Below are 14,590 nucleotides of genomic sequence, written 5' to 3'. Positions count from 1 at the left end.
TTTAGCGTCTGACGAAAAAAAGCGCGGCTCTGGCCGCGCTTTTTTGTCGACATCCCGCCCCGCACCACGCCCCTGGGCATTGCCCGGTTCGGTCGCTTCGGCTACCGTGGCGCCTCCTCCGACTCCTCTGCCTGCGCCCCTTTTGCCCGACAGAAACGTTACCTCTCTTGGCCAAGTCTTTACACCAGCCGCGATCGTCAAGCTGATGCTCGACCTGCGCCAGCGCGAGGGACGCGTCCTTGAGCCTTCGGCGGGTGCCGGCGCGTTCAGCGACCAGATCAAATCCTGCGTCGCCATTGAGTTCGACCCGGCAGTGGCCAAGGCCTCGATGCTGCAAACCGATTTCTTCAGCTACCCGCAATCGGAGCGCTTCGACACCGTCATCGGCAATCCCCCCTATGTGCGCTTTCAGGACATTCCCGAAGTCACCCGGTCACGGCTCGACATGCAGCATTTCGACGGGCGCAGCAATCTGTTCCTGTTCTTTATCGACAAATGCGTACGCCACCTCGCTGACGGCGGCGAGCTGATCTTCATCGTGCCGCGCGAGTTCATCAAACTGACCGCCGCGCGCAAACTGAACCGCTACCTGTACGACACCGGCACCATCACCCACTGGATCGAAACAGGCGACACGCGAATCTTCGCTGGCGCGCTCCCCAACTGTGCGATCTTTCGTTTCGAGAAAGGCGACTTCAGCCGCCGAACGCAATACCGCACACTGCAAAATCCGCAGTGGCAGCAGCGCCAGTTCATTGAAATGGACGGGCAGCTCGCTTTCTCCCCGGCGCCCATGACCGTCGCGCTCGCCGAGCTCTTTTCGGTCAAGGTCGGCGCCGTGTCGGGTGCCGATGATGTCTTCGCGCACCCGGGCGGCAACGTCGAGTTTGTGTGTTCCCAAACTGTCGACAGCGGCACCACCCGGCGCATGCTCTACAATCAGCCACACCCCGACCTGCTCCCGCACAAGCTCCGCCTGCTCTCTCGTCGCGTGCGTCGATTCGACGAAAGCAACTGGTGGCACTGGGGCCGCACGTATCCGCTCAGCGACGCGCCGCGCATCTACGTCAATGGCCGCACCCGCCGCGACGCGCCCTTTTTTCTGCACCCGGCCCGCGCTTACGACGGCGCAATTCTCGCGTTGTTTCCCCACGACACCCGCATGCCAATGGACCAGGCCGTCCATTTGCTGAATACGGCGGTGCCCTGGGAGGCGCTGGGCTTCCGGGTGGATGGACGCTTCTTGTTTACCCAGCGCAGCCTGCAAACGCTGCTTCTGCCCGATGGCTTTCGCGCACTCATCACCGACCAACACTGAGCAGCACATGGCCCCCCGCCCCGCCGGCGTTCCAAGCGGCACGCACTGTCGTCGCAGCCCCGAGCCGATGACCGACCGCGCCCAAAGGGCCGCGCCGCAAGATCACCGCCAGCGCTGACGCATGGCTGAAACAGACCGTTTCCGGCTATCATCGCGCCACGACCTCGCTGCCAATCCGACGCATGGGACAACGCATCCGTGTTGCGCCTCGTGCCCCTGATCTGACCCATGAGCATGTCACGCCGATCGATCAAGCACCTCCTGCTAGGTATGATGCTGGCCTGTCTTTACGCCATGGTCAGCACCTCTGCGCAGGCGCAAACAGCGTCCGCGGCGGCGCTCACCGACCAGGAGCGCGCATTCCTGAATACGGCGGGCCCGATCGTTTTCGTCAGCCAGACAAACTACCCGCCTTTCGAATTCGTCGACCCCGCCACGGGCGCCCGCAAGGGCATGATGATCGAGCTTGCCACCTGGATCAGCACCGAATTCGGTTTTCACGCCGAATTCACCGACGCGGTTTTCCTCGAAGCCCAACGCGCCGTCCTGGAAAACCGCGCACAGGTGCTGACCAGCTTCTTCTATAGCGAAGAGCGGGACCGTGATTTCGACTTCACCGATACCGTCTTCGAGATTCCGGCCACCATTTTTGTCGCGGCGGACCGACCGGACGTCACCAACCTCGCGAGCCTCCACGGAAAGCGGATCGCCATTCAGCGCGGCGACTACGCACTGGACTACCTGCTCGCCCGCGGCATCGACTTCACCCTTGTGGCAACCGACTCTTTCGCCCAGGCCAGCGCGGCCGTCATTGAGGGCCACGCCGACGCACTGATCGGCGACGAACAGATTGTCTTGCACTACCTCTACAGCAACGGCCTGAATACGCGCATGAAGAAGGTCGGCGACCCGCTGTATGTCGGCCGCAATGCCATGGCCGTCAAGGACGGCAATCGCTTGCTGCGCTCCATTCTCAACAAAGGAATCGCGCGCGCTCGGAGCACTGGTGCACTGGAGGGATTGAACTGGAAATGGGCCGGCACCCATTTGCCCAACCGAGGTATTGATGTCCTGGCCTACTGGCCCTACGCACTGGCGACCCTTGCGCTGCTGGCCTGGATTTTTTTCTGGAATCTGCGCCTCAGATACGTTGTTCGCGGAAAAACAGCCTTGCTGGTTCAGAACCAGATGCGCCTGGAAGGAATCATTCAGGGCACGCGGGCGGGCACCTGGGAGTGGCATATCCAGAGCGGAAACATCGTCATCAATGATCTGTGGGCCGAGATGCTCGGCTACTCGCGCGCTGAGTTGCACACACTGACCGCCCACCGCCGCGACCAACTGCTTCACCCCGACGACCGGGAGCGATCCGCGACCCTGTTCGCTCAGCACCTCGCCGGAGAAAACCCACACTACGCATGTGAAGTCCGAATGCGCCACAAGAGCGGGCACTGGATCTGGCTGCTGGAGCGCGGTCAGATTACCGAACGGACGGCCTCCGGCGCGCCGGCAACGGTCTCTGGAACCCAGATCGACGTATCAGCCAGCAAGGTCGCCGAAGTCGAGCTGCAGCTCACGTCGAGTGTCTTCGCCGCCGCCCGGGAAGGCATTCTCATTACCGACGCCGAGGGCACGATTTTGAACGTGAACGACGCGTTCACCCGGATCACCGGCTACGCTCGTGATGAAGGAATCGGCAAGAATCCGCGCATTTTTCGGTCCGGCCGTCACGACGCCGCGTTCTATGCCTCCTTGTGGCAAAACCTTCTAGAAGCGGGATTCTGGGAGGGCGAGATCTGGAACCGACGAAAATCCGGCGAGATTTTTCCTGAGCTCCTCACGATTTCGGCCGTTCGCGACACCAAGGGCGCAGTGTCTCACTACGTCGCTGTGTTCTCGGACATCAGTCGTCAAAAGGAAAACGAACAACAACTCGAGCGCCTCGCTTTCTTTGACGATCTCACTGGCTTGCCGAATCGTGTGCTGCTGGCCGATCGCCTTGGCCAAACCATGACCCGGGCCCGTCGCAACAGGACACAGCTGGCCCTGGCCTACCTCGACCTCGACGGTTTCAAGAAAATCAACGACACACAGGGGCACGCGGTAGGCGACCGCGTGCTGGTCGCCACCGCCGAACGCCTTCTGGAGACGCTTCGCGAAGAAGATACCGTCGCACGCTTCGGTGGCGACGAGTTCGTCATGGTGCTGCCCGACATCCACGACGCCGCCGCCGTGGAAGCGATCATGCATCGGTTGCTGACCAAGATTTCAGAGCCCATCCATATCGACCAGCAACAGCTGCAGATCTCGGGCAGCATCGGATTGACACACTATCAGGGCGACGTCGACCTCGACTCCGACCAACTGATACGTCAGGCAGACCAGGCCATGTACCAGGCCAAGCAGACCGGCAAGAATCGTTTTCACCTTTTTGACGCCGACCACGAACGTGCCGTACGCGGCCGACATGAAAGCATCGCCCGCATCCGGCAGGCCCTCACCAACAACGAGTTTGTGCTGCATTACCAGCCCAAAGTAAACATGCGGACCGGCGCGCTGATCGGCGCCGAAGCGCTGATCCGCTGGGCGCACCCCGAACGCGGTCTGCTGGAGCCCGGCATGTTCCTGCCCGATATCGAAACCGATCCGACAAACATTGCGCTGGGCGAATGGGTCATCGCGGCGGCGCTGACACAGATCGACACGTGGCAACAAGCCGGCATCGAAATTACGGTCAGCGTCAATGTCTCGGCGAATCATCTGCAACAAGCCGATTTTGTCGAACGACTGCAGGCCTTGCTCGACAAGGCCCCCGACGTGCCACCGGCCCACCTGGAACTGGAAGTCCTGGAAAGCAGTGCGCTCGAAGACATCAACCATGTCTCCAAGGTCATCGCCGCCTGCGCCGATCTCGGGGTGCGCTTCGCGCTTGACGACTTCGGCACCGGCTACTCATCGCTCATCTACCTCAAACGCCTGCCGGTCCACGTGCTCAAGATCGACCAAGGCTTTGTGCGCGACATGCTCCACGACCCCGGCGACCTGTCCATCCTGGAAGGCGTGCTCGGACTGGCGCGGGCGTTTCACCGCGAGGTCATCGCCGAAGGTGTCGAAACGGAACAACACGGCAAACTCTTGCTGCAACTGGGCTGCGAGCAAGCGCAAGGCTATGGCATTGCCCGCCCGATGTCCGCCGAAGCCCTCACGGCGTGGGCACAAGGCTGGACGGCCCCTGTCGCCTGGGCACAGACCGGCCAATTGGATCACCAGGATATCGAGCTGCTGTATGTCGCCTCCGAGCACCGCGACTGGATCAACCAGCTCAACCACTTTGTGCACGACGAATCTTCCGACGTGCCAGAAACCAACCCCCATCGTTGTCGTTTTGGTCAGTGGCTCGACAAGAAGCTGCCGGGCGCCCGCCCGCCTGGCCCGCTGGCTACGCTAGACACATTGCACCAAAACCTGCACGCCCATGGCGAACAATTGGTCATGCACCACCTCGCCGGCAACGCTGACGCCGCCACGCGCGCCTTGGCCAATGTAACTGAAAGCAGCCAAGACCTGCTTGAACGTATCCAGTTCATCGTCGACGGCCGATCGCACCGTTAAGGCAAGCGCCCGGCACATCAAGCGCATACGCAAGTGAGGCGCCCTGGGGCGCCTCACTTGCGTTGATCCGCAGAACGGAAAGACTTACCCGACTGCGGCCGCTTTTTCGAATCGCATTCTGCTGCCGTCGGCGTCGACCCGGATCACGTCCTTGGCCGCAAACTGCCCCTCCAGAATCGCCTTGGCCAGCGGATTCTCGATGCGCTCCTGAATCGCCCGCTTGAGCGGCCGCGCACCAAACACCGGGTCGAAGCCCGCGTCGGCCACCTGGGCCAATGCCGCCTCCGACACCTGCAAACCCATTTCCAGGCGCGCCAGACGCTTCTCGAGATGCTGCAACTGGATGCGCGCAATATTCGCGATGTGCTTCTCATCCAGGCTGTGGAACACCACCACCTCGTCGATGCGGTTGATGAACTCGGGCCGGAAGTATGTCTTCACCTCGGCCATCACCGCCAGTTTGATCACGCCGTAATCATCACCCGCCATCTGCTGAATCATCTGGCTGCCCAGGTTGGAGGTCATGACGATCACGGTGTTCTTGAAGTCCACCGTGCGGCCCTGACCATCGGTCATGCGGCCATCGTCGAGTACCTGCAACAACACGTTGAACACGTCCGGATGCGCCTTCTCGACCTCGTCGAGCAAGATCACCGAATAGGGCTTGCGACGCACCAGTTCGGTCAGATACCCGCCCTCCTCGTAACCCACGTATCCCGGCGGTGCGCCGATCAAGCGGGCCACCGAGTGTTTCTCCATGAACTCACTCATGTCGATACGAATGAGATGCTCTTCGCTATCAAAGAGAAACTCGGCCAGCGTCTTGCACAGTTCGGTCTTGCCCACACCCGTGGGGCCCAGGAACAGGAAGGAGCCGTAGGGCCGGTTCTCATCCGACAGCCCGGCACGCGAACGGCGGATGGCATCCGATACGAGCCGGACTGCCTCATCCTGACCAATCACCCGCTCGTGCATCTTGTCTTCCATCTTGAGCAGCTTGTCGCGCTCGCCCTGCATCATCTTTGACACCGGAATCCCGGTCGCACGCGACACCACCTCGGCAATCTCTTCGGTACCCACCTGGGTGCGCAGCAACTGGTTTGGCACAGCGGACTCACCATTTTGCTCGGCGGCCTTCAACTGCGCCTCGAGCTGCGGCAGCTTGCCGTACTGCAGCTCGGCCAGTTGTTCGTACTTGCCGCCACGCTGCAACTCGGCCATCTTGGCGCGCAAGGCGTCGATCTCTTCCTTGATATGCGCCGAGCCATGCGCCCGCGCCTTCTCGGCCTTCCAGATTTCTTCCAGATCGTTGTACTCACGCTGGAGCTTTTCGAGCTGTTCATCGATCAGCTGCAGACGCTTGATCGAAGCCTCGTCCTTCTCCTTCTTGACCGCCTCGCGCTCGATCTTCAACTGGATCATGCGGCGGTCCAGCTTGTCCATCACCTCGGGTTTGGAGTCGATCTCCATCTTGATCCGCGAGGCGGCTTCGTCGATCAGGTCGATCGCCTTGTCGGGCAGGAAGCGGTCGGTGATGTAACGATTGGACAGCTCCGCGGCAGCGACAATCGCCGGGTCGGTGATGATCACGCCGTGGTGGATTTCGTATTTCTCTTTCAAGCCGCGCAAGATCGCCACCGTCGACTCCACGCTCGGCTCATCCACCAGCACTTTCTGGAAGCGGCGCTCCAGCGCGGCATCCTTCTCGATGTACTTGCGGTATTCATCCAGCGTCGTCGCGCCAATGCAATGCAGCTCACCGCGCGCCAGCGCCGGCTTGAGCATATTGCCCGCGTCCATTGCACCCTCGGCCTTGCCGGCGCCGACCATGGTGTGAATCTCGTCGATGAACAGAATGATCCGCCCTTCGTCCTGGGCAATATCCTTGAGCACCGCCTTGAGCCGCTCTTCGAACTCGCCACGGTACTTCGCGCCCGCCAGCAGCGCCGCCATATCGAGCGACAACACCCGCTTGTCTTTGAGCGTCTCGGCCACCTCACCATTGACGATGCGCTGGGCCAGGCCTTCAACGATGGCGGTCTTGCCCACACCTGGCTCGCCGATCAGCACCGGATTGTTCTTGGTGCGACGTTGCAGGATCTGCACCGCACGGCGGATCTCGTCGTCACGGCCGATCACCGGATCGAGTTTGCCCTGGCGCGCGCGTTCGGTCAGATCCAGGCAATATTTTGACAGGGCCTCACGCTGCCCCTCGGCGTCCTGCGAGCCCACGTTCTGGCCGCCGCGAACCGCGGCGATCGCCGACTCCAGATGCTTCTTCACCAGCCCGTGCTCACGCAGCAAGCGGCCGGTTTCGCCCTTGTCGTCAGCCAATGCCAGGAGGAACATCTCGCTCGCGATGAACGCATCGCCCTGCTTCTGCGCCGCCTTGTCGGTCAGATTAAGCAGGTTGCCGAGATCGCGACCGATCTGAACATCCCCGCCATGCCCTTCAACCTTCGCCAAGCGCTCAATGCTGCTCTTGAGCGCAGATTTCAGCGGCGCTACATTGACGCCCGCGCGCTGCAGCAAAGACGCGGTGCTGCCGTCATCCTGCTCAAGCAGCGCCAGCATCAAGTGTTGAGGTTCGATAAACTGCTGGTCGTTTCCGACGGCAATGCTGCCCGCATCGGACAGCGCCTGTTGAAATTTGGTGGTGAGCTTGTCGAAGCGCATGAAGACATCCTTTTCCGTTTGACCCGTTGCTCCCTAAATGGGGCGTCACCACGAACATTTCAAGACGCTAATGCAGCATTCATCCGGAATCTGTTGCTGCAATGCAACAAACATCCGTTTGAACATGAACATATCTGATCCATAAGCGTATTCTCGTATTCCTCAATGTGTTACTTTGAGTGAATTGAGACGTCTGTGGCCGCCGGAAATTTTTTCTGCTACGGCGCAACACCTGTCAGTCGGCTCAAATCCAATTCATTGAGCGAGGAGGAATCACCATGGCGATCAAACCCGAGCAACTTAACGCACTGCAGAAAAAGAACCTCGAAGCGGCGATGCGCCTGGCGCAGATGTCGATCGAAAACTCGCAGCGCATCATGGAACTGCAGGTTCGCACGGCCAAGACCCTGTTCGAAGACGGTGTCAACAACGCCAAGGCGATGACCACCACGCAGGACCCGCAAGACATGCTTCGCCTGCGCACCGAATACGCACAGGCTTCGACCGAGCGCATGCTCGCTTGCGCCCGCGAGATCGCTGAAGTGGCTGCTCAGGCACAGACCGAAGTCGGCAAGATGGTCAGCGAGCAGCTGGCCACCGGCGGCAACGACGTGTTCGAAGCCATCAACAAGATGTTCACCGGCATGCCCATCACCGACCAGAACGCCATGGGCGCTGTGCAAGGTGCCATGGACAACGCTCGCGCTGCTTTCGAGCAAATGACGCGTGCCTCGACCGAAGCCTTCCAGGCCTTCACGCAGGTCGGCGCCGCCGCCCAGCAGCCGGCCAAGCGCGCTCCGGCTCGCCGGAAGTAATACCGACCCGGCTTACTGCCAGGTATGAAAACGGCGTCCTTTCGAGGACGCCGTTTTTTTATGCAACGACACAACGCGGTCGTACATCAAAACGCCGGCATCTCAGCGTCGGGACTCCACATCCAGCCAGCGAGCTGCGGCAGTATCGTCGGTGTCGCGCGCATCGACCCACCGGCTGCCCTCGGGTGTCTGTTCTTTTTTCCAGAACGGCGCGCGCGTCTTGAGAAAATCCATGATGAACTCGCAGGCCGCAATCGCCTCGCCGCGGTGCGCACTGGCCACACCGACAAAGACGATCTGCGCCCCCGGCTGGAGCGGCCCCACGCGATGAATCACGCGCACGGCGAGCAAGCTCCAGCGCTGCTTTGCCTCGGCGACGATCTCGGCCAACGACTGCTCGGTCATGCCCGGATAATGCTCGAGCGTCATGCACTGCACGCCGTCCGACGCACCACGCACCAGTCCCAAAAAGGTGCTGACCGCGCCGATGTCCGTACGCCCGGCAGACAAGGCCCGTGTTTCAACGCCCACATCAAAATCGGCTTCCTGGACTCGAACTTCCATCGCCTCAGCCTCCTGTTACCGGCGGAAAAAAAGCCACTTCGTCGTTCGCGGCCAGCACCTGCTCGTCCGCAGCCATGTGCTGATTGACAGCCGCCCGCACATTGTTTCCCGGCGCGAGTCGCTGCCAGGTTTCACCGCGTGCACTCAAATGCACGCGCAACGCGCCAACGCTAGCAACATCGGCAGGCAGCACGACAGCCTCTTTTGCCATGCCCAGCGACTCTCGAAGGCTGGCGAAATAAAGAATAGTCAGATTCATTGGCGAATCAATCCAGAAGATCGGAGAAAGGCGTGTAGGAGACCATCTGACCGCGCCGGATGGGTTCGCCCGGTGGGACTTCCGCCAGGCCATCGGCCCACACGGTGGACGTCAGCACACCAGAGCCCTGATTGTCGAACAAGCTCAAGCCGCCCTCGGCATTGACCTGAACGCGCAGGAATTCGCGCCGCTTGATCGGCTTGAGCCAGTCAAAGTCGGCCCGCAGTTGCACCGGCTTCGGCAACACCTCGCGCACGCCCTGACATGTGAGCAAAAACGGTCGCACCAGCAACAGAAAGGTCACAAAAGTGGACACCGGGTTGCCCGGCAGACCGATAAACGCGGCCTCCCCCACCCGGCCATAGGCCAGCGGCTTGCCCGGCTTGATGGCGATGTTCCACAAGTTGAGCGAGCCCTCGGCCTCGACGGCGGGTTTGACATGGTCTTCTTCACCCACCGACACGCCACCCGAGGTGATGATCACATCGTGACCGTGCGCGGCGGCGCGCAGCGCCTGGCGGGTCGCGTCGAGCGTATCGGCGACGATGCCCAGGTCGGTCACTTCGCAGCCCATGCCATCGAGCAGCGCGTTAAGTACGAAACGGTTGGAGTTGTAGATGGCGCCTTCGCGCAGCGGCTCGCCGGGCATCACGAGTTCGTCACCGGTAAAGAAGATCGCCACCTTGAGACGACGATGCACCGACACGGCGGGGATGCCGATCGATGCGGCCAGACCCAGTTCCTGCGCGCGCAGGCGGGTGCCGGCAGTCAGCACCGATTTTCCGAGAGCGATGTCTTCGCCGCGCCGGCGGATGGAGTCACCCTTTTGCGGTACATGATTGATCGTGACCGTGTCGCCCTCGCGCTCGCACAACTCCTGCATCACGATAGCATCAGCGCCCCGCGGGACCGGCGCACCGGTAAAGATGCGCGCGACCGACCCGGCGGCGAGCGGATGTCCGACCGCACCGGCCGGGATGCGTTGCGATACCGGCAGGCGTGTGCCGGCAAGGGACACATCCGCGCAGCGCACGGCGTAACCATCCATCGCGGAATTATCGAGCGGCGGCACATCGAATTCGGACACCAGATCATCGGCAAGCACGCGACCGCGGGCCTTGAGTGTGCTCACCAGTTCAGTGCCAGCGACTGGCCGGGCCTGCGCCAGCAATTGCGCGCGCGCGTCTTCAAAAGAGAGAAGGCTCATGGCTGAAAGTCTTCCATCGGGTAGTCGAGAATGAAATCGGTCACCGCCACCGGATCGTTCACATCCAGCGCCGGCAAAGGCGTATCAGTCGCAGCGTCGGTGGCGACGGCCACCACATGCGGGTTGTCGGTCCACAGCGGCGGCTTGCCATTGGCCGGGCGATAGACCTCGACCTTTGGCACTGGCGCCGCCTTGAAGCCTTCGATGAGCACCAGATCGCAAGGCGACAGAATCGCCAGTTGCTGGTCCAGCGTGGGTTCCGGCGTCTCACGCAACTCGTGCATCAAGACCCAGCGGCCACTCGAGAGCATCAGCACCTCCTGGGCACCGGCTTCGCGGTGTCGCCACGAGTCCTTGCCCGGGCGGTCGAGATCAAAACCATGATGCGCGTGCTTGATCACCGACACCACCAAGCCGCGCGAGCGGATTTCTGGAATCAGTTTTTCGATGAGCGTTGTCTTGCCCGAACCGGAGTACCCGGCAATGCCAAAGACCTTCAAGGTAGTTTCCGCCCTAATGGTTTTACGACTGAGGAGGCCAAGGATACCCCGAAGACCCGCGCGGCGCCTCCGATCTCGATCAAGATCCGGGGGTGCATTGGTGTTGAACGTGGACAAAAAAACGCCCTCACGGATGAGGGCGTTCGGCGGCGCGATTCAACGACGGCTGCGATCAATTGGCCGGCAGCTTGCGCCCATGCGTGTCACCGGCTTCGAGGTCGGCGGTGCTGTCACCCAGGATGCTCAGATCTTCCTTGTCGCGCGTGCCGATGTGATGCGAGCGCTCGATCAGGAAGTACAGCACCAGGCCGATCACCACGGCATACACCGTCGATTTCGGATCAGGCATCGCCAGCGTCACCGCCACAATGCCGGCCACGCCGCGCTCGGTCGAGTTCTTCAGCTCTTCCATCCCCACCATGATGCAGATGTAGGCCGTCAGCACCAGCGTGAGCGACAGCGCAATCGGCAGCACCGGCTTGAAGATGCTGACCAGTGGCAGCATGAACAGCGCGAAGAAGCCGGTGATCCAGAAGGTGCCGCCACCGGAGTAGATGGAGTCCATCGCCTTGCGACCCAGCGCATAGCGCTCGGCCACGGTGGCATGGGCCGCCGTCCACAAGGGGCCGGCCAGACCGGGCCACGGCGCAAAGAAGGCGTGGATACCGTTGCGGATGGCGGTCACCAGGTGCACCCGGGTGATGCCCTCCTCGATCTTCTCGTCCTCGCGCAGGTGGTCCACCCGCTTGACCAGCGTGAAGCCGACCACAATGTCACCAAAGGCGATCACATAGGCAATGACAGCCGTCGGCAGCGCCAGCATGAAGGTGCTCGCGTCGGGCATGCCGGTGCTGAACACCAGGTAGTCCCACATCAGCGCGAAGTCCGGATTGGTGATGCCCCACTGCACGTCAGGCATGGGGTATTCACCCACGGCCCAGCCAACCAGCATGGCCAGAATCATGCCCGGCACCATGCCGAAGTTGGAGATGCGCTTGGCCCACACGTTATTCTCGACAATGTTCTTGAAGGACAGCGAGAACAGCACATAGGCCGACACGATGGAGCCGATGATCAGCGAGATCGGCGTGTTGTCGATACGGCCGCCCACTTTCAACTCACCCATCATCGCCGCAATGCCGGCGCCGATGATGATGCCGGACTTGAGCGAGTTGGGAATCACCGTCACCAGTCGATTGCCCATACCGGTGATACCCAGCACCAGAAAGATGAGAAAGACCTCGATCTGCAGCGCGAACAGCGCCTTGATCGCCTCCGGCCCGGGCTCGAAACCCTGCAGGTACAGGATCACCACCGGAATCGCCGGCGTAATCCAGCCGGGCACCAGCGGCACGCCGAGCAGCGCGGGCAGCATGTAGCCGACACCGGCAACCACACAGAAGGCCAGCGCCGCCTCGTAGGGCATGCCGAGGTATTTTTGCAGCAACGGAATCATCGCCAGGCCGACCACGAACATGATCAGGCCCTGAATCATTTCCGGGTATTCCCAACGGTAGTGCACGAACGGAATCCGGATCTTGAATGGCCCGAGTGGCCAATGGGGTTGTTCCGCCCCGTGTTCTCTTTTCAACAGCACAGTCAGTCTCCTTCCCTTCTGATAAATCGTTTAAGCGCGTCAACCTCAGGGCCAGCGCAACGTGGGGGCGTAAAAGGCAAGCACCAGACCGCTATAGGCGGTAACCGCCAGCACGCGGCGCATCAGCGCCTGCCACCGGATCACGGCAGCCAGGTAATCGGTATCGGTCATGTCAGCCTCAGGCGATGCAATCGGTCGAACGGGCCTGCTGACGCAGGACGAATTTCTGGATCTTGCCGGTCGAGGTCTTGGGCAGTTCGCAGAATTCGATGTGCTTGGGCACCTTGTAGCGGGCCAGATGCGCGCGGCAGTGCTTGACGATGTCGTCGGTGCTGACCATCGCGCCCTCCTTCACCTCGATATAGGCGGCGGGCACTTCGCCCCACTTGGCATCGGGCATGGCGACCACGGCGGCGGTCATCACCGCCGGGTGGCGATACAGCACTTCTTCGACTTCCAGCGAGGAGATGTTCTCGCCGCCGGAGATGATCACGTCCTTGGAGCGGTCCTTGATCTTCACGTAACCATCGGCATGCACCACGGCCAGGTCGCCGGTGCGGAACCAGCCGCCGGCAAAAGCTTCATCGGAGGCCTTCTCGTTCTTCAGGTAGCCCTTCATCACCAGGTTGCCGCGGAACATGATCTCGCCCATGGTCTCGCCATCGGCCGGCACGGCTTCCAGCGTTTGCGGGTCGCGCACGCTGATCGCCTGCTGCATGTGGTAGGGCACGCCCTGGCGGCCGTTGCGCTCAGCGCGCTGGTCGATCGGCAGCGCGTCCCACTCGGGGTGCTTGGCGCACACCGCGGCCGGACCATAGGTTTCGGTCAGGCCATACACATGGGTGATGTCGAAGCCGATGCGCTCCATGCCTTCGATGATCGCGGCCGGGGGCGCGGCGCCGGCGATCAGCGCCGACACCTTGTGACTGATGCCGGCGCGCAGCGCCTCATTGGCATTGATCAGCATGCCGTGCACGATCGGCGCGCCGCAGAAGTGGCTGACCTGATATTTGCGGATCAGCTCGTAAATCAACGCCACGTCGACCTTGCGCAGGCAGATATTCACGCCGGCGTTGGCTGCCATGGTCCAGGGGAAGCACCAGCCGTTGCAGTGGAACATCGGCAGCGTCCACAAATACACGGCGTGCTGCGGCATGCCCCAGCTGATGATGTTCGAGGCGCCGTTCAGATACGCGCCGCGGTGGTGATAGACCACGCCTTTCGGGTTGCCGGTGGTGCCCGAAGTGTAGTTGAGCGCGATCGGCGCCCACTCGTCGGTCGGCATCTGCCAGGCAAAGTCTGGCTCGCCGGCGGCAATGAAATCTTCGTACTCGACCTCGCCGAGCCGGTCGGTGGCCGGGTACTCGGGGTCGAGCGCATCGATCACCAGCGGACGCGGTCCGTCGAGCAGCGCCAGCGCCTCGCCGATCACACCGGCGAACTCCGGATCGGTGATCAGCACCTTGGCTTCGCCGTGGCCAAGCATGAAGGCCAGCGCTTCGGCATCAAGCCGAGTGTTCAGCGTGTTGAGCACCGCGCCAATCATCGGCACACCAAAGTGCACTTCAAACATGGCTGGCACGTTGGGCAGCATCACCGCCACCGTGTCGCCCTCGCCAATGCCGCGCTGGCGCAACGCGCTAGCCAGCTGCCGGCAACGGGTGTAGGTCTCGGCCCAGGTAAATTGACGCGCGCCGTGGATCACACTGATGCGCTTCGGGTACACCGCCGCGGTGCGCTCGATGAAGCTCAGCGGCGAGAGGGAAACATAGTTGGCCGGATTCTTTTCCAGGCCGTTTTGATAGGCAGTGCTCGACACCTTCGTCTCCTTGTTGACCGTAACGAGCCGGCAGCGAGGCCGGGACTCCGGATTGGCAACATCAGGCGTTCGCCGAGCTGCCAGTGCATCAAGGACGAAGGGTCACATCAAAGTTTGTCGAAACTTGTCGGCAAATGTACTCAATCTTGTCGGGCCGAAAATTCGGCCCGACAGCCACTAGAATCGAAGCGTTTCCACACGGGCGCGGCGTCGGCGCCTTTTG

At 61.7% G+C, this 14,590-nt stretch carries 11 protein-coding genes; 3 read left to right on the top strand and 8 right to left on the bottom strand.

Going from position 1 to position 14,590, the window contains the following annotated elements; translation table 11 throughout:
- Nucleotides 1-205: 205 nt before the first annotated feature.
- Both FHP91_RS12480 and FHP91_RS12475 read left to right on the top strand, forming a co-directional pair.
- Nucleotides 206-1,318, top strand: a complete 1,113-nt coding sequence (locus tag FHP91_RS12480) for an Eco57I restriction-modification methylase domain-containing protein (protein WP_186301537.1) — start codon at nt 206-208, stop codon at nt 1,316-1,318.
- A gap of 228 nt (nt 1,319-1,546) precedes the next feature.
- Nucleotides 1,547-4,930, top strand: a complete 3,384-nt coding sequence (locus FHP91_RS12475) for an EAL domain-containing protein (RefSeq protein ID WP_144309912.1) — start codon at nt 1,547-1,549, stop codon at nt 4,928-4,930.
- Nucleotides 4,931-5,014: 84 nt separating this feature from the next.
- On the opposite strand, the gene clpB is transcribed toward FHP91_RS12475, so the two are convergent.
- Nucleotides 5,015-7,606 carry an ATP-dependent chaperone ClpB gene (gene clpB, locus FHP91_RS12470; RefSeq protein ID WP_144309911.1) on the bottom strand — a complete coding sequence of 864 codons (2,592 nt, stop codon included), beginning with the start codon at nt 7,604-7,606 and terminating at the stop codon, nt 5,015-5,017.
- A 278-nt stretch (nt 7,607-7,884) separates the two neighbouring features.
- Between clpB and FHP91_RS12465 the strand changes: the two genes are divergently transcribed.
- Nucleotides 7,885-8,421, top strand: coding sequence for a phasin family protein (locus FHP91_RS12465; RefSeq protein WP_144309910.1), 537 nt, complete (start codon nt 7,885-7,887; stop codon nt 8,419-8,421).
- A 102-nt stretch (nt 8,422-8,523) separates the two neighbouring features.
- Here FHP91_RS12465 and moaE read toward each other — a convergent pair whose 3' ends face one another.
- From moaE to FHP91_RS12435, 7 genes are all read right to left on the bottom strand, one after another.
- The gene (gene moaE / locus FHP91_RS12460; RefSeq protein WP_144173241.1) at nt 8,524-8,985 is read right to left on the bottom strand and encodes a molybdopterin synthase catalytic subunit MoaE; all 462 of its coding nucleotides are present in this window, start codon (nt 8,983-8,985) and stop codon (nt 8,524-8,526) included.
- Nucleotides 8,986-8,989: 4 nt separating this feature from the next.
- Nucleotides 8,990-9,244, bottom strand: a complete 255-nt coding sequence (gene moaD, locus FHP91_RS12455; RefSeq protein WP_144309909.1) for a molybdopterin converting factor subunit 1 — start codon at nt 9,242-9,244, stop codon at nt 8,990-8,992.
- 7 nt (nt 9,245-9,251) lie between these two features.
- The gene (locus FHP91_RS12450) at nt 9,252-10,451 is read right to left on the bottom strand and encodes a molybdopterin molybdotransferase MoeA (RefSeq protein ID WP_144309908.1); all 1,200 of its coding nucleotides are present in this window, start codon (nt 10,449-10,451) and stop codon (nt 9,252-9,254) included.
- Nucleotides 10,448-10,951 (bottom strand): molybdopterin-guanine dinucleotide biosynthesis protein B, encoded by a 504-nt coding sequence (mobB, locus tag FHP91_RS12445; protein WP_144309907.1) that lies wholly within the window; start codon nt 10,949-10,951, stop codon nt 10,448-10,450. Before mobB ends, FHP91_RS12450 begins: the two co-directional genes overlap by 4 nt.
- 172 nt (nt 10,952-11,123) lie before the next feature.
- Nucleotides 11,124-12,548: a solute carrier family 23 protein gene (locus FHP91_RS12440; RefSeq protein ID WP_144309906.1), complete on the bottom strand. Its 1,425-nt coding sequence runs from the start codon at nt 12,546-12,548 to the stop codon at nt 11,124-11,126.
- Between the two features lie 45 nt (nt 12,549-12,593).
- Nucleotides 12,594-12,719 (bottom strand): hypothetical protein, encoded by a 126-nt coding sequence (locus FHP91_RS21625; RefSeq protein WP_281281789.1) that lies wholly within the window; start codon nt 12,717-12,719, stop codon nt 12,594-12,596.
- A 7-nt stretch (nt 12,720-12,726) separates the two neighbouring features.
- Nucleotides 12,727-14,367: an acyl-CoA synthetase gene (locus FHP91_RS12435; RefSeq protein WP_144309905.1), complete on the bottom strand. Its 1,641-nt coding sequence runs from the start codon at nt 14,365-14,367 to the stop codon at nt 12,727-12,729.
- Nucleotides 14,368-14,590 lie beyond the last annotated feature (223 nt).

It is taken from the genome of Denitromonas halophila, from assembly GCF_007625155.1.
GTDB classification, from domain to species: domain Bacteria; phylum Pseudomonadota; class Gammaproteobacteria; order Burkholderiales; family Rhodocyclaceae; genus Nitrogeniibacter; species Nitrogeniibacter halophilus.
This window is presented reverse-complemented; position numbering and strand designations above follow the sequence as displayed.